10 protein-coding genes are annotated in these 16,721 nt (G+C 64.0%); 4 read left to right on the top strand and 6 right to left on the bottom strand.

The window, feature by feature from the left end:
- Positions 1 to 162: 162 nt before the first annotated feature.
- The 5 genes from BJ958_RS28160 to BJ958_RS21235 form a co-directional block, all read right to left on the bottom strand.
- Positions 163 to 1,023 (bottom strand): Ig-like domain-containing protein, encoded by an 861-nt coding sequence (locus BJ958_RS28160; RefSeq protein WP_179728839.1) that lies wholly within the window; start codon positions 1,021 to 1,023, stop codon positions 163 to 165.
- Between the two features lie 242 nt (positions 1,024 to 1,265).
- Entirely contained in the window at positions 1,266 to 1,841 is a 576-nt protein-coding gene (locus BJ958_RS21250; RefSeq protein ID WP_179728838.1) for a hypothetical protein, read from the bottom strand.
- A complete protein-coding gene (locus BJ958_RS21245; protein WP_179728837.1) occupies positions 1,838 to 3,316 on the bottom strand; it encodes an Ig-like domain-containing protein in 1,479 nt (492 codons plus the stop codon). Before BJ958_RS21245 ends, BJ958_RS21250 begins: the two co-directional genes overlap by 4 nt.
- A 100-nt stretch (positions 3,317 to 3,416) precedes the next feature.
- Positions 3,417 to 5,822, bottom strand: a complete 2,406-nt coding sequence (locus BJ958_RS21240; RefSeq protein WP_179728836.1) for an Ig-like domain-containing protein — start codon at positions 5,820 to 5,822, stop codon at positions 3,417 to 3,419.
- A gap of 697 nt (positions 5,823 to 6,519) precedes the next feature.
- Positions 6,520 to 6,750, bottom strand: a complete 231-nt coding sequence (locus tag BJ958_RS21235; RefSeq protein WP_179728835.1) for a hypothetical protein — start codon at positions 6,748 to 6,750, stop codon at positions 6,520 to 6,522.
- A 20-nt stretch (positions 6,751 to 6,770) separates the two neighbouring features.
- On the opposite strand from BJ958_RS21235, the gene BJ958_RS21230 reads away from it, so the two are divergent.
- A complete protein-coding gene (locus BJ958_RS21230) occupies positions 6,771 to 7,637 on the top strand; it encodes a hypothetical protein (RefSeq protein ID WP_179728834.1) in 867 nt (288 codons plus the stop codon).
- A gap of 1,747 nt (positions 7,638 to 9,384) precedes the next feature.
- Positions 9,385 to 12,333 carry a hypothetical protein gene (locus BJ958_RS21225; RefSeq protein ID WP_179728833.1) on the top strand — a complete coding sequence of 983 codons (2,949 nt, stop codon included), beginning with the start codon at positions 9,385 to 9,387 and terminating at the stop codon, positions 12,331 to 12,333.
- 415 nt (positions 12,334 to 12,748) lie between these two features.
- Here BJ958_RS21225 and BJ958_RS21220 read toward each other — a convergent pair whose 3' ends face one another.
- Positions 12,749 to 13,177 (bottom strand): hypothetical protein, encoded by a 429-nt coding sequence (locus BJ958_RS21220; RefSeq protein WP_179728832.1) that lies wholly within the window; start codon positions 13,175 to 13,177, stop codon positions 12,749 to 12,751.
- Between the two features lie 195 nt (positions 13,178 to 13,372).
- Here BJ958_RS21220 and BJ958_RS21215 point away from each other — a divergent pair, with 195 nt between their 5' ends.
- Positions 13,373 to 13,666, top strand: a complete 294-nt coding sequence (locus BJ958_RS21215) for a helix-turn-helix domain-containing protein (RefSeq protein WP_179728831.1) — start codon at positions 13,373 to 13,375, stop codon at positions 13,664 to 13,666.
- Positions 13,667 to 13,835: 169 nt separating this feature from the next.
- Positions 13,836 to 16,574 carry a phosphoribosyltransferase-like protein gene (locus BJ958_RS21210; RefSeq protein WP_179728830.1) on the top strand — a complete coding sequence of 913 codons (2,739 nt, stop codon included), beginning with the start codon at positions 13,836 to 13,838 and terminating at the stop codon, positions 16,572 to 16,574.
- The last annotated feature ends 147 nt before the right edge of the window (positions 16,575 to 16,721 follow it).

Genomic DNA, 16,721 nt, shown 5'->3' with positions numbered 1-16,721 from the left:
GCCGGGGATAGGAGCCCATCGCCGGCTGCTACCTGAAACGGTTCACCGGTGTTCAAGGATTCGGAACTGTTGTCGTCGAGGAATACCCGCCCCGGTCAGGACCGACGACAGCGCCCGAGCCGAGAGTTGTCACATCAGAATCCAAGTCAATCAATTTCGATATCAACCAACCCAGATTACATCCCAATGCGGCGCGGGAACTCCGGCGCCGTAGTAGTAGTAATAGTAGACAAGACGAGCTTCGCCACCGGTTTCCGGATCCATCAGGGTGTAGCCCACGCTCGGGTCGTCAGGGGCGATCTTGATCGTCGCGGGGAGCGAATAGTCCTCCAGCAGTTCCTTCGCTTGAGCTTGGATGGCGGCAGGAAGGCCATCGCCGCCGACGAGGTCGCCGTTGTCGCTGAGCGCCAGCGTCGCTCCCTTAGCAACGCGCGCCTCGAGGATCGCGGTCGTCAGAGCACTGATCCTGGCACCTTCGGCATTCCAGTAATCCTGGATGGCATCTCCGACTCCCCCAATCGAGGTGGCGTCGAAGCGGGTCGGGTATGCGTAGTTGACCACGCGCACGGGAGCCAGGCGCTCGAGGCCGTTGTGAGCGATCATCCTGATGCTCGCCTGTCCGACCTGCCACGCCGTCACGTTGCCGCTCATATCGACAGACGCGACGGACGGGTTGGTCGAGACGTACCGGATCGACGGCGACACAGGTCGCTTTCCCTTGCCGCGCTTCGGCGTGGTGCCCGGCAGCGCGGCCGCGTCGAGTGGCATCTGCTCCAGCAGGCCATAGGCCTGCGGGTGCTTCCAGTACGTGATCCGGCCGGCGTTCTGGCGCCTGTCGGACTTTCGGGCCACCCTCACCGACACGACCTGCGAAAGTGGACCGCACATGCCCGACGGTGCGCATGCCTGGACCTGGTAGCGATACAGGCGGCCGGGCTTGGTGCGCCCATCCAGCATTCTGGCCGTGGCCACAGTGCGAGGCATCTTGACGAACCGCTTCGCACCCGGACGACGCTTCCACACTGCGTAATGGTCCGCGCTCGCGACCGCGCTCCACGCCAGTCGGACCTTGGCCTTGCCGGGCCGCCGAACAACGCGTGCACGAACACTCGCAGGCGCATCACCGGGAGGCTCAGACGCCGCCTGAGTCCGAGCGTCAACTCTCTGCGGTCGCGACGCAGCCGAGCCGTCGGTCCCGACAAGGGGAAGCGAGACCAGCATGCCCGCGATCAGCGGCGCCACCAACCTCACGCGCATCGGTCGAATCATTGCTCCTCCTCCTGCTGAGCGGACCTTTTCGCTTCGCGGATCCGTTGTGCTTCCTCAGGCGCGTTCGCCGCGAACCAACCGGTCTGCTTGCGGTGGGCGATCCGACGCCAGAGCGGCGCGGCCTTGCGCATCGCCTCCACCCGTGCCCGAGTCTCGGCCAACTCAGCTTCGATGCGAGCCTTCGCAGTCGCTTTGTCGTATTCGTAGGGATGGATACCGTCCAGCGAAGGAAAGAACTCACCGAACCCCTGGACGATCACATAGGGAGATTCATACGGTTCTTCGCCAGCGAAATCAACAAACTCGTCAAAGTTGGCTAAGAACCACCATTGAGGCATGACGCGATTCTCCGGTCCTTGATCAGTCTCAAGGAACAGATCTCGGAGAGTCCGCGGCGTGAACAGGAACTCGCGCGACTGATGCTCCCTTTTCGCCACGAAGACGAACCCACGGTTCGTTACCTCAAGGATCGTTCCCTTGACTTCGATGGCCGCCAATAACTCGTCCCAGAGTTCCCTGAGTGGCTTGGGTAGACGGTCGTCGTCGGGGAAGGCCAGTTCGGCGTCATTCATGGCAGGGCATACCCATCGCAGTATTGATAGTCACGTTCGTGCGTGAAGGCTGTCATAATTCTCACGCCAGTCATCCCTAGAAGTACGACCACGGACATCTCCTGAGTGTCCTTTCCTAGGAACTTGTAGCGGTAGATCGCCTCGTAACAGTATCGATACGCCCTCTTCAGGTTGTAGTAGTTCTGATCTGTGATCACCCAAGGTTTCGATATCGTCTTTCCGATGAGCCAATGCGCCATCGTGTCCCAGTACACGCCCTCGAAGACCGCATAGTGCGCGAACTCATCCCCATGGCTTTTTCCGGCATTCGACCCTGTGGTCTTCCTGACAAGAAGATGCCGAAGTCCGAATCCGCTCTCCGTAAATGGCCTTGCAGATGTCGGCATCGCTTTCCCGCAGTACATGCGGGCATAGTCTCGGGTCATCCGCCAGTCACGTCGTGGCCGCGGGTAGTCCTGGAGGGTGTAATACTGGCTCTTTCCGTCGCATTTGTCGTCCCAGTTGTATCGGGGAAGCCTCCCGCGAATGTCATCCTCGAATTCACCGCCGGGCCCGCCCGGTGGGGTCGACCTGAAGTACCCGCGAGTGCCGTCCGGCAACTGCTGCCACATCAGGTTCCCCGGCGAGAACTTTGCCTTCATCTTGCCGGGCTTCCTCTTGGGGATCCCCCGCACTGTTGCGATCACAGTGACCGTCGCTGTCGCCTGGTGCCCTGATTCGGTGACGGTGATCTTCGTCTTGCCTGCCTGCCGGCCGCGAACCACGGCGGTGCGGCCGTCGCCGTCGACGCGAGCGACGACTGGCTTGCTGCTGCTCCACTCGATGGGTTCGTTGGCGAGCTCGGGCTCAACAGTGGCCGTCAGCGTCGTGGTTCGCTTCGCCTTCACCGTGACAGTGTCAGGTCGCACCGTGATCTTGGTTGCTGGGATGCGAACTGCGGACTGGGGCACCCAGTAGCCGCCGGTCGTCCAGAAGTAGCTGCGCGACATGGCCTGGAGCCCGACACCTACGCCGGACGCGGCGGTGCCGTCGGCGGGTGCGGCGGCGTCCGCATCGAGCAGCTTGGGCGTGGCGGACTTGATGTAGGCGGTCGGGATCACGGCGAACGCCGGATCGGTTACCGAGACCGTCACGGCCGCTGTCGCGGTGCCCTCGTCGGTGGAGGCTTCCACGCTGATGGTTGCCACCCCTTCGCTCAATGCAGTGATCGTGGCGCCCGTCGGGTTCCCGGTGACCTTGACGACCCCGGGGGCGCTGGTTTTCCACACCACCGACGTGGGATCGCCGGACAGCGTGGCAGCCAGGTTCAGGCTCGCGCCTGCCGCGAGCTGCGGGTGTGGGTCTCCCTGGATACTCGCCGTCGGGACCGCCGCATCAGAACGCATGGGGTCCAGAAGCCCCAGCATCAGCACGCAGGCGGTGACCACGGCCAGGACCAGGGCCCGGCGGTATGCCTCTCGAGCGGTTGTTGACACGGGCGACACAGTTGTCATGGTCGGGATACCTCCGGGATCGGCCACAAGGTGAGACTGGGAACGCGGGCACGCTCAGTCCATCGGTACGTGCGAGTTGACCTCATCGGCGGCGCCGCCCGTCACGGGTCGAGGTGATCGGGCTGGTGGTGAATGCGTGGCGGCCTCCTGCGGGACGACGTCGGCGGCTGCCGGCGATCAGCAGTGCCCCAATGGCCATGGCGAGAAGTCCGACGAGCGCGGCCAGCGGGGCGGGGCCACCCAGGGCCGGAAGGGCGCCTCTGCGGTCACCGGGAGCAGTCACCGAAGCCGAGCGGTCGGGAACCTTGACGGTGATGGTCGTAGTGCCGGTCGCGCCGTCTGCCTCTGTCACGGTGTAGGTCGCGTTCGCGGTGCCGTGGAACCCCGGCGCCGGGGTGAAGGTGACAGTTCTGTCGGGGTTCACCTGCCACTGACCCTGCTTCGGGTTGGCACCGGTGACGGTGACGGTCGCGCCGCGACCGACCGTCCGGTCGTTCCTCAGCACCTGGATCGTGACCGGTTCGCCTGGCTCGGTCCTGGCATGGTCCGCCACCGGGATCGCCACATTGGAGACGTGAGCGGTGATGGTCGCAGTTGCTGTCGTTCCGTCGGACTCGACGACGGTGTAGACGGCCGTCGCGACGCCGTGGAACCTCGGATTCGGGACGAACAGGATCGTGCGATCCGACTGGATCTCCCAGGTGCCTTGCCGTGCGTCGTACTCCAACCTCGCGAGCCGGGCGCCCTCGTCGACCGCACGATCGTTGCCCAACACATCTACGGCGACCGGCTTGTTCGACGTGGTGCTGGTTTGGTCGTCGGCCAACCGGAGCACGTTGTCGACCGTGACCTCGATGACCGCCTGTCTGCTCTGACCGTCCGCGTTGCTCACCGCATAGCGGCAGACCGCAGACCCGTGGAAGGACTCGGTCGGGGTGAACGTGACGGTCTGGTCGGGGTTGACCTTCCACACGCCGTCCCCGCTCGCGCAGCCGGCAACCGTCGTCGGCTCCACGCCCGGCTCGTCTGGCGGGAGAGCGATCGACGGCAAGGTGACCGTCGCACCAGTACTCGCCCTGACGCCGGTGTCGTTGGCGAGCACGTCGACGGTGACCGGCTTGAGCGACGTCGTGGTGACAGCGTCATCGACGGCACGGAACCGGGTACCTGGCAGTCCCGCGGTCGCAGCGACGTTGACCGACGTCGTGGTCCAGCTGTCGATGTTGCGGGCATCCCCCCAACCCCCCGATCCCGGACCGCTGCCGCCCTGCTTCCAGGCATGGACACCGCCCGAGGAGTCGGCATTCGTCGCGGCGCGAGGGCTGGGTACATCCGCGCAGGGGACCGAAACACCAGCGACATTGGTCTCGCAGTCGGTGCCGAGCGGGTTGTCGTTCCACGACAGGCGCTTCGACCCGGCTTCCGGCCCCGAGAGGGCGGTGACCTCGAGCCCACCAGCGAGTCGTTCGACATCGCTGAGGGTGAAGTGGATCTCGGCAGCCTCGGTCATCACCACCCGCACGGTGACGTCCGCCGACGCGGGCAGCGGCGCGCCAGTACTGCTTCTGCCGTCCCACACTACCTGGCTGGCTCCCTCAGGAGGGTCCAGCGTGGTGTCGAAGGAACCGTCGCCGTCGGTGTCGATCCGCACCCGAACCGGTCCGGATGCGCCGTTCAGGTTCCATGCGACCGTGCCGGCCCACGCGCCGTCGCCCGTCGTCGCTGTCGGCGTGTGGACGATGTCGCTGATCAGCGGGTCGCGGTAGTTCGGCCCCAACCACTGTGTACCTCTGGCCGCGAAGGTGGCCTCATCGGGCATCGCCACGTCGGGGGGCTCGAAGAAGATTCGGTACCGCGTCGAGTCGACTGACGCCGTGGCGTCATGGAACGACGCCGACGCGTGCCGCGATGATCCGTCGGCGGCCAGCACGCCGCGCGGCGAGGCTGCGATCGCTCCCTGGATCGGGTTGTAGCGCCGGAGCACGCCTTGATAGGTCACGCCGTGGCGGTTGAGGAAGTAGAGGGTCTCGCTCCAGGTGCGGTCCCAGGTGTCGCTCGGGTCAACAGGCCGGGTGGCCTGGACGGTCTGCGTGTACTCCTCGGTGAACACCCGCCCCTTATGCGCCACCCCGCCAGCTGTCCTCGGCGTGATGCCCCACGTAGCGATACCCGCATCGTGGTCTCCAGACGGCACACCGTCGTCGAACGCGACCTGCCAGACCCCTGCCTGAGCGTCGGTGAGCCCCACGATGTGAAGTGCCGGCATCGGGTCGTTGGGCGCGATGGACACTGTGTGGTCGAAGGTGAGCCCGGACGGGGACACGGCCCGGATCGTCGCTGTCGTCGCCGAACCCCCGTCGACCCGGTTGCGGAACGCCACCGTCAAGTCCAACGAGCCGCCATCCTCGACGTAGGCCCAGAACACCTGGCCCGACATCGACGGACCAGCCGTCTGGTTGTTCGATCCCTCCAACGCCTGGGGCGCCAAGCCAGCACCGGACGATGGCGCTGCGGCTGCCATGGCTGTTGTTGGAGCCAGTGACTGGCTTGGCGAGGCCGATCCCCACTCGACAACGCATGCAACAAGAAGGGCGAGGCCGGCCAATGATGCGCGCCACCGTCGCCTCGATCGCTGTACCGCCACATCTTGCCACCGAACGACCACTCACGCCTCCCGAGCCAGGACGGCCCAAGCAGCGCGCGGAGGTTCCAATGGCCCCGAGCCGTCATCTACCGGACGGCAGGAACAGCAGCAGCATTACGCGCCTTGCCTCAAGTCCTGCCAGATTCCGCATGCACCGTTCAGAATCCGTTGTCGATGGCGCTGGGAATCAGCAACGCAGTCCGTCGCTCAAGAACACCTAGAGCGCGCCGGCTGGCATCTCGTAGCCAGCGAACCGGCAGCGCTGACGCTCAGCACTCCGCCACCGGTTGTTCGCTCGTGCCCGAGCTGTGCGACGGGCGATCAGAACGTCGACCGTCGTTGTCGGGTCGGCGACTTCAACGGCGCGGCCGCAGCCTCGGACTCCGCTGCGCCCTGTCCGATTAGAGCACCGGCGACAGTCGAGCCGCTGGTCGCCTGGCTTCAAGCACGTGCCCCGACCGAGACCTTCGGCCCGCCCGTTCGTCGAGTCCCGGGATGCCGTGCGGGGTCGGCACAAGGTCAGCCACCGCGATCGCACAAGTCAGAAGGTCAACCATCCCGGCGACTTTCGCACGGCTTGCCAGAAGGTCAGACAGAACTTGGTGGAGAGGCGCTCGATCTTCGATAGTTCGTGTTGGAGGGCATGGGCGAGGATCGAGACTGGTCCGGGTCTGGTCAGGTGCTCGGAGACGAGCAGCTCGAGGACTCGCGGCGGGATTGACACTTCGCGTGGATGATGGGTGGCCGCACCGCAAGTCGTCGTGTAGGTCATCGCGTGAGGGGATGGTCAGGATGACGACACGTTCCACGTCACCTCGGCCGGAACGGATGCCGGTGTCGCGCACCCGGGAGGCCGCTTGGGTGGTCGATGAGATGCGGGACTTCGGAGCCATCGTCCGCAATCTCGTGCCTGCTGATCGATATGCAGGTTTCGCCCGTGTGCTGCATCGTCCGGACCAGGGCCTGCCCGAGCCCGGAGATCCGACCTCCTGGAGTGCAGTTGCACGGCTCCGCGGCACAACGGTCCATCCGCAGGCCGAGTTCAACATGGTGGCACGGCTGAGGCCTGGTGCGCCCTGCGATTTCTCCCAGCCCTTGCTTGGCACCCTGGATCCGATCACGTTGCCACTTGTCCGTGATGTCGTCCTCCGACACACCCAGACTGGTGACCAAGGGTGGTTCGCGCTGTGGACCGGCCATGGCCGACGGCCCGCGTCGTGGCACCAGATGCCGACGTTTCACCTTCCCGGACGCGACTACTGGCTGTTCGAGGGAGCTGTCGCCGCGGTGGCGGACCTCTCGTCCGACTTCGAGAACCTCGGGCGTGAGGAAGCCGCCGAGGCCGGAAACCTGACCCTGACGAGCCTGACCGATGGACCGGCTCGGGTTAGTGCGGCCGAGCAGGTTCAATTCGCGAACCGCATGCGATCCGCCGGTCTCGTCCAATCCCCTAACTTGTGGTGGCCCGAGGATCGCAGATGGTTCGTCGCCTCCGACATCGACTTGGACTCGACGATTGTCGCCGGACCGCTTGAGTTGATGGACGACTTGCTCGCCGAGCCGCAGCTCGAGGTAGTACTTGTCGATGAAGACACCTCCCTGACGAACGGCTGCGACCAGAGAAACCGGACACGCCGCCCGGATTCTGACGCCGAGTAAGTGCCTCAATTTGAGGAGTAAGGTCCCGGCGACGTTCGCCGTCTCTCGAAACAAGGTGCACGTGAAAGGTCCGACTTGGCGGGGCCATGAGCAGGCACCGCTCAGAAGGGCGGCAACGACGATGCGGGAACCTCGGTCCACAACCGCAGCATCACGGGGCGTTTCGAGTGTAGGCATCCACACGCGGCCCGCTTCCCATCGCGGCAAGTCTCGCGCGTCCGGCCATTCTCGGCCGATTCCCGAAGAGTGGAAGGTCATGATGTGCGAGGACGTGCCGCTGGGTGGTCCCGATCTGAGGGTGAGGGCACTGGACGACGGCGTGACAAGTGCCGGTGACCTGATTGACGGATGAACTCCGGACATGCACCCAGATAGCCCTTAGGACCATCACCACGGCTGGGCGGGCGACCATCGCCACGGGCGGGCGGGGTAAGAATGGTATTCCGTACCCTTTCTGACTGAAGTGAGGCGTGGCCCGCGGATTGTGACCGGACGAGTCAGGCGAGCCACATCGTGGCTGCTGTGTCTGCAAGTCGCCCCAACGTCCGACGAGCCAGCTCCGAGTTGTCCCCGCTCTCGATCACGCGTCGAATCCGTCGATGCACCCGTACGAGTGCGCGTCGACGCTCGGCATTGAGCCTGGGGCTCGCGATCGCCGCTTCACTCCGCTCCGAGGTCAAGCCAAGGGCACTCGCCAAGACCAGCTCGTCCAGCAAGCTGTGATCCTCCACAACACGCCGCAGTTGAAGGTAAGCCGGGCACAGTCCGAGCGTCCTTGACACCCTTAGTGCCGAGTAAGCCCAACCACCCGGCCGGTACGCCGACCAGCGCAGCAACCGCCCAGCGGACTCCAGATCGTCCTCACCCGACACGCCCGACACCTCAGACATCGCCACGGTCCAGCCAAGGGACGGGCGTGCCGACGACGGGTCCGATGTCCTCGAGCTCATGCACGACGACGAAGTCAGTCATACAACAAGGACGCACCCGAACCGCAGGCATTACACCTCCCAAGAGCCGGGCTACCAGGCGAACATCCAAGGTCCCGCATTCGCGTGACGCGATTGGTCAGCCGTTCGTGCACAGGTCTGCCGAATACTCGGCGCGTAAAGAACGGTTGCCGAGCCGGTTGTGGGCAGCCTGTTTCGTCAGGCCGAGGGCCATCTGGGCGCGCCGTATAGCTGGGCGACGGCAAGCCGGCTCTGGATGCGTAGCCACCCGTAGTGACCACCGACTACAGCAAATACGCGCCGCTGAACCGGATCAACTGGGCGCACGAGCACCGATCGGTGGAGCCTGGGCGTCGATCACAGATTTCATCAGACCAGCAGCGCCCAGCGACGAATCTGGATCCCAAACACGGCCGGTCCTCAACACGCACTGGTGGGATCCAATAGGCAGGCCCTCGCCGAGAGGGACGTCTGCATGCTCATGAGCAGACCAACACGACGTGCTCTCGCGATCGGGTTCACGTGCTCAGCCACTCGAATGTGGCACGGGTTGGAAGCGCGCAAGCACTTATGACACTGGAGCGGGCCTTGCACACAGAATCGAACCCGATCCCCTACGACTCCGATCCTGTCGTGGTCTCCGCATGTCTACTGTCATGATGAGCGTCAGCCCAACGAACCCTGCCGGCGGGGCACAGACGGGGCCGGCTGACGTCCACGAAGCACGCCTGTGGCTCGGTTCTCAACGACCGCGTCACCTTCCGGCTCCGACGTGGCGTGCTGGCTTCGATGGCGACTTGCACGACCTCGTCGTCAGCCGGAAGCGTCCCCTCCTGATCGCCGCTCGTAACAGCGACGCACGCACACGCAAGGGCAGCGAAGCAGCAGCGGCCGACGCCCACGATGCCGTAGTCGACCTGGCTCGCTTGACGGGCTTCGACCTGACACGAACCCTGCCTTCACGCGACATCATGGCGGACTGGCTCTTCTCCTCGCCGAACGTGCAGCGATTCACCGAGCCAGACGGCACAGCCTTCTCGATGCGCACCTGCCTGATCGACCTGACTGAGCACGGCGTCCTGCTTTGCCTTTCCTCCGGATCTGCGCTGAAGCTGACGACTGATCATCAGCAGCCACACGTGACGTTGATTCAGCAGATCCTCCGCTCGTCGACGATCGACCTGGCTGGCGTCTTCGTCAAGCGATTCGACCGACTGTCACGATCGACGTCCATGTTGGTCGTTCATGAGCTTCGCGATCTCGAGCGTCGTCTGGGGATCTCGTGGAGCGGCGATGGCGAACAGGGCCGTTGGGATCTCGGTGAGATGGCCGAGGTGATTGCAACGATCAAGGGCATCGGCGGTAGAGCCGAGGGCCTCGCGATGCGTCGCAAGGCCGTCGCCGGGATTCGCCGCGAGACACACGACCGCATGATCGATGGCCGCGTCCGCTACTCGCTCGGAGGCGGTTGCCCCCCAGGTCTGATCCGCTATCGCGACCGGATTACGGGACGGTCCTACCTGGCCATCGACTCGCCCGTATTCCACCCTGCACTCCATGACAGCCTTTCCGGCGTACCGGACGTGCGTGACCAGGACGGCCAACTGGTCGACCAGGCCGCGACTCTCCAGTGGATCCTCGCCAACTTCGGCGTCGACGGCCGTGACGAACACGCTCTCTTCCCCGAGCTCCTCGCTCGACGTTGGAGCACTGACGGACTCCGCCGAGAGCGCAGCCAAGGCCCGTCCGCGTACTGGGGTGGCCCAACCAAACCAGTGAACCAACATTGGCCGAGGCGATGGTTCCGGGCCATCGAACAGAACCTTGACCTGTACGAGACAGGTCGGATCGTTCGAAAGGTCCGCACGAGCGACGACGAACCACTGGTCATCAACAACATCTTCCCAGCATCAGGTGCGTGGGCACGCCCGGAGGATTTCGAACGGATCAGGTCCTTTCTGCGAAACCGTCCGGCACTTCGGTCGCACGCCTCATGGTCATGGTCGGGCCTCGAAGCGTCGGTGAACGGGGAGCCTGTCCACCTTGAGCCGGATGTCAATCCGGCCAGGGACGGCGAGTTCTCGTGGATCCTGTCCTACGCCCGCCCGGGGCGAAGTCTGACCGGCGGCCACCGGCCCGAAGGCACCGACACCGACGCTCGTTCCGCTCATCGACGCCCACCGAGCGGCCATCGCTACGTGGCCGACAATGTGCTGACGGCGGCGCTCATCGAAGCTCTGATCGCCCACAACGGGAAACCCTTGAGGCCGTTCCTGAATCAGGCGAATCAGTCTCACTCGACAGCGCTGTTGGTCTCAGAGCGTGATCGCGTTGAGGCGGAACTGGCTGCAGGCCGTCGACGACAGGAAGCACAGCTCACGTTGATCCTCGAGGTTGACGCGAACGGCCTTCCGGTCATGCCAGAGAGCCTTCGGCACCGGGCCTACGCAGACTGGGGAGGCGAGCAAGACCGTCTGCAGGAACTCGACCTCAAGAGGCAACGACTGCATCGAGAGGTCGCCGCCGCCATGGTTGCCTCGCCGGGCGTGACAGCACCCGCCATGCAGGCGTTGGTGGCAAGCCTGCGCAACCCGGCTTCGAGCGGGTGTCGGACTGTCTTGCGTGATGCCGTCCGAAACCTCGCGTTCGCGGCCGAACCCGTCGCCGAGCGTCACGGTTCAGGAACAGCGTTCCACTTCACCGGCGACTTGGTGTTCGCCACATCGAAAGGGCCGCACAGTGTTCCGTTCTCCGGTCACTACGTCTCCGGGTACGTCACCAAGCTGCCGGCTCGTCGCCTCAAAGCGATTTCTCTCCTGCGCGCAGGAAGCCCTCCAGCTTCAGGAGATCCGGGCTGGGTGGGGATGTCTCCAACGGATGCACTCCGGGCCTTCGGCGGGCCCTCAGGGAACCGCGCATCGATTGTCGCCTGCGAGGATGCTGCGCTTCTTCGGCTCGGCATGGCTGCCCTCTTCCCCGAACTGGCACCCGGCGAGGATCCCGCAGAGGCGCCGTCCTTGACGGATCTGTACCGCGATCCCGAACTCCTTGCAGACTTCGTTGAGCTTGACCTGCTGGCCGATCGCATTCGGACGTACTACCTGACTACCGGTTCCCGGACGTGGGTCAATCCCAGTCGCGGCGGCAAAGGCGTCACTTACCTGCTCATCGCCGAAGCCACGGGCGCACCCGTTGAAGTGGCCAAGGCGGACAAATCTCTCGTGGCATTGGCGCGCAAGGTGCTCCATGCCAACGGGCGGTTTGCAAGCGGCGCTTGGGCGATGGCAGAAGCGCCGAATGCGCGGCCGCGGCCCGCGCCCTGCCATGCGTGCGGTGGCGCGGCCAGAGCATCGATGATCATCGGGCTACCGGTTGGCCACGTGTGCCTCAACCCCGACTGCCGTCGTGATGAAGCCGGCATCCGCTGGCCAACAAGGTTCGACCGCTACATTGCGAGAGCAGACATGTGGAGCGAGGCCGGCTTCGAACTTGACCTCGCCCACCCATCCGAGGCGGCCGGCCAGGCGCGCGACGCAATCGGTCGAAAGGCTCGAGTTGCCGCAGCATCGAGACTGTCGCCCCACCAACGCCAGTCCCTCATCGCGTCGTACCTCGATACGTCGATGACAGTCAGGCAGGTTTTGGCCGGGCACGACGTCACGCACACGACGCTGATGACTGTCCTCCGCGCAGACAACATCCCTCGGCGAGGGCGGTCGTGGCGCCCGCCCACCAACGATGACTGACGATGGCCGCCGCCCCGGGGTCCCGGCTTGATGCCAGGCTCTGCAGGAGGCTAGTCGAACTGCTCGCCCGCCACTGGAGATGTTCAGACAGCTGACGAAAGTAGGTGCGTCTTCCACGCATCACGGTCACCGATGACGTAGAGGCGGTGTTTTCGCCCGGCTCGCTGCGACGTTGACCAGATTCGGACTGGATGCGTGCCAAACCCTGTCGACGGCGGAAGACCCACAGGATTTTCTTGGAGACCACTCGAGGACGTACGAGTTGTCATCGGCCGAGCGTTGGTTTCGCTGGCAGAGACGAAATGGTTGAGCTCCCGACCGGTGGCGCCCGGGCTCGCAGGCTTAACTCACCCTCATCCGATCCGATGGAAAGGGCTGTTCCACTGTCACGCCGCGGACAGCGTGCGCAAGACAGTCACGCGCTCTTGGCTGCGGTCCGCACCTCGACAAACTTGTCCGCCAGGGCGACGTACCACTCCGGCTTGCCTGGCAGATGCTCGAGCGTGCGTTCGGCTTGCCGGTCGTTGAGCTTGGAGCGAATGGTCACGAACTCCGGATTGTCCAGGCTGAGGAAGGTCCGCTGCACGACAGCATTGACCGCGTTGCGCACGACGGCGCTGTCTCCGTAGAGAGGGTCAAGCTTGACGCGGAAGGTCAGTTCTGCAATGCCGGGGTCGCTGGACTGCAACTCCTCCAGCCGTCGAAAACTGGCCTCAATGGCTTCATAGAAGTGCTCTTCGCGCATCGAGACCGTCGGAATGTTCCGCCGGGTCAGGGCCGCGAACAGCCCGAGGATGAAGTCGTCGGCAGTGAGTTCGTCCACGTCCGTCAGCTCTTCCGCCACGGCTGCCACTCTCCTCCACTAGCGCCCACCAGTCACGGATTTCGGCGCGATTCCTTTGGCTCCTCTGGCCCCCACGGCCCCACTAGTCACATCGGCCGCATGCGGCAACTGTTGACCATGGTCGAACATCTGTTCGATGCTTGTCAATGGACCTCCGGCGCCATGACAATCATTTTACCAGTATAGTTATTGTCCATGCCGCGGCAAAGCGCTTCCCCTGAGCGCTTGGCGCGCGCCCGGCGGCTCGGATCACTCGTCAGGACGCTGCGCGAGCAGAGGGGATTGAGCCGAGAACGACTGGCACGGCTTGCCGACGTGTCCACGGAAACGATCCGGAAGATCGAATCAGGCGCCACCGCGTCACCCGAGGTCTTCACATTCGCGGCCATCATGAACCATCTGGACGCGACGATCGACGACGTGCTGGCTCAAGCTCAGCTTCCTGACGTCGCACCCTCGCCCGAGATCACCGACCAGGAAGGTCTGTAGTGCGACCGCCAGCTTCCGGAGACCGGTCATTCCGCCCCCGCGCTGCCCGACACCAGGCGAAGGACAGTGGCGAGTCGTACGCGACAGGTCGCCGCAGTCGTAGCCTCGCGCGTCGCGCTCAGCCGCGAATTGCCGAGCGGCGGCGCGTTCGAAGGCTAATGTCTTTTTCGTGTCGCCCGATTCGTCTGGCTCGGACAATGTCGAGCCCTTGGAGTCTCATCGCCAGGCGTTGGAGCAATTCGCTGAGGAACTCCTGCGGCCCTACATCGAACGCGTGACTGCTGGTCACCTTGTACGAGAGCCGAAGGAGTTCAACGACCCGATCTGGGGCACGATTCGACTGTCGCCACTAGAGGTGACGATTCTCGACTCGCCTCTGCTGCAGCGGCTGCGGCGGATCCGGCAGTTGGGCGTTGTCCATCTTGTCTACATGGCAGCGACGCACACACGCCTCGAACACAGTCTCGGCGTGGTGCACGAAGTTCAGCAGATCGTGGCAAGCCTCAATGCGCGTGGCATCGTGAATGTCTCCCCGGAGTCGAGCAAAGTCATCAACGACTCTCTTCTCGAGACCCTGCGGCTCGCCGCGCTTTGCCACGACGTCGGGCACGGCGCGATGTCCCACGTGTCGGAGTTCGCCCTGGAAGGCAACCGGGAGTGTCGCAGCCTGATTCAGGCATTTGGCGCCCAGGCCGACACATCCCATGACAGCCAACTCTCAGAGATGGCAGCCTACTACCTGTTGGGATCACCTGCCTTTGGTCAGCTCCTTCGCATAACACGAGCCCGGCTCGGCCTGCCCCCGAAAGATGATCAGGCTTCCCTGATGCAGAAACTGATCATTGGAGCGCGGATCGACGACGAAATCGTCCTGGCACACGAGATCATCAGTGGCCCCTACGACGCCGACAAGCTCGACTACCTGGCGCGCGACGCAACCATGTGTGGTGTGCCGATCGTCTCGGACGTTACTCGGCTGATCCAGAAAGTTCGGGCGACCAGAGCCGTTCCGGACCAGTTGCCGGCTCCCCTCCAGACGAGCCTTTCCAACCGACCTCACGGCTACATCATCATGGGCTTGGCCCGGTCGGGCGGCAGCACGCTCATGGAGCTGGCCCTAGCTCGCGTGCTGATGTTCGACAAGGTGTACCGACACCATGCAGTTCGTGCCGCGGAGTCGATGGTGTTCGAGATCGTCAGCCGACTGGCAGATCTGACGGACTGCCGTCCCGGGATTGTTCCACTGCTTCTCAGCGACGAGCAGCTGCTCGACCTCACCGAGACCAGCGTCCTGCAGTTCATCAACCGGCAGGCAGACCAACTCAGTTCGAACGAGTTGGCGATGGTCGGCACCATCGCCGACCTCGCCGAACGCCTGAGGCACCGACGACTGTTCGTCCGAGGCTTTGCGATCGCGGGCACAATGACCAACGACACCTTCAAGGATGACGAGGACCACGCGAGCGGTCTGAAGTTGTTCCTCCAGGATCTCGGCAATCCGACCACGCGATCCCGGATCAAGGCAGCCATCGTTGACCGGTTGCGCCAGATCATCGTCACGCTCGACCTGAACGACGCCTTCGATCATCTTGAGCCCCACCTCGATTCCTACATCCAGCTCAGCCCGCCCAAGTCAGCACCGAAGACACTCGGCACGGACACGGATCATGCCTTCCTGGTGGACGAGGACGGTCGTCTCACCAGCTTCAACGACGACGCTCCTGAGACGGCCGGATGGTCGGACGCCTACATCGCAACCCACGACCTCGGACACGTCTTCTGTCCGTCCGAGTTGGCGCCGTACGTGTTCCTCGCCGCTGAAGCAGAACTACGGGCGACCCACGCTGTCCACCTGCCCGCGTCGATGCTTCCGTACGCAAAGCAAAGTAGAGAGGCACTCGACCAGATCCGTCGGGATCTTACGAAGGCCGGCTTCTACGACGACCTTCCAACTGACCTTCGCCCAGATCCCAGGGCGTTCGGGCACGCCGCGTTCGACACCAGAGTCGCGTCTGCGGTCAAGAAGCTGGACGGGTACGTGGGGCCGGTCATGGGTGACGATCAGGTGCGTGGCAATACGACGCGTGCGGCAACGGCCCGGCTACGCAACTTCCTCAAGCAGTTCGACAACGACAATGAGCAGTTCATCGAGTTGGCGCTTCGCCTGCTCGAAGGAACTCGCCAGATCACTCGCCTCGATCTCAGAGAAGCACTGTTGGGGCTCCTCGAGACACATCCGACCTTCGCCGGCGCCAATCTGTGTGCACTGGGTTCGTTGAAAGACTCCTCAGCGATCTTCGCCAACTTGGCACTCGACGCGGGGCGCGACCACGACATGCACGCTCGAGACCTTCGAGACGCCCTTCAGGAAGAGCGACCGATCGTCTTTATCGACGACTTCATCGGGAAGGGGAGCCAGACCAAGGACATCATCCAGACCTGGCTAGGGTTGGAACGCACCGAAGACCTCGACGAGGACCGCGACGAACTAGGTACCGTCCAGCAGGAACTACTACGTGGCCGTCAACTTGGGTTCGTGTACGTCGCGGGCCTGACTGATGGGAAGCCGGCGCTAGAGGACTTCCTGAGCGAGCAGGCCCTCGATGGCACCGTCCATGTCCACCTCCCACAGTCGGAGATTCCAACGTTGGATTCGGTCTTGGGCGCTGACGAAAATTTCGCCGATTTCAAAGCATTCCTGAAAGACGCAGGAATGCGCGCGCTCATCAACCACCACGGCAAGGCTCGCACCGACGAATGGCGCGCCGAGCGAGCGCTCGGATACGGCGGCCACGCCCTGCTATTCACGTCGATGTTCAACACACCGACCACCACCTTGACGGCACTGTGGGCAGGCAGCGATTCAGCGGTCTGGCAACCAATCTTTCCTCGACGGAACAAGAACTAGCGGCTCGCCAGTCATGTCTCCGACATGAGCCTCCCAATCTCTCCGCACGGCGCTGAATCCGTCGTCGAGCGCATGATCCGCGGATCCCGTGCCCCGCATGCGACGAAACCCTGGCGGCGTCCGGTCCTCCCGTACAGTCGTTCGATG

It is taken from the genome of Nocardioides kongjuensis (assembly GCF_013409625.1).
Classification (GTDB): Bacteria; Actinomycetota; Actinomycetes; order Propionibacteriales; family Nocardioidaceae; genus Nocardioides; species Nocardioides kongjuensis.
Note: the sequence above shows the minus strand (reverse complement) of the source record. Positions and strands in the feature narration are given on the sequence as shown.

Excerpts from the sequence above, each read along its gene's own strand:
- BJ958_RS21250 (WP_179728838.1), bottom strand. The coding sequence starts at position 1,841 with ATGAATGACGCCGAACTGGCCTTCCCCGACGACGACCGTCTACCCAAG.
- BJ958_RS21235 (WP_179728835.1), bottom strand. The coding sequence starts at position 6,750 with ATGACCTACACGACGACTTGCGGTGCGGCCACCCATCATCCACGCGAA.
- BJ958_RS21230 (WP_179728834.1), top strand. The coding sequence starts at position 6,771 with ATGACGACACGTTCCACGTCACCTCGGCCGGAACGGATGCCGGTGTCG.
- BJ958_RS21215 (WP_179728831.1), top strand. The coding sequence starts at position 13,373 with ATGCCGCGGCAAAGCGCTTCCCCTGAGCGCTTGGCGCGCGCCCGGCGG.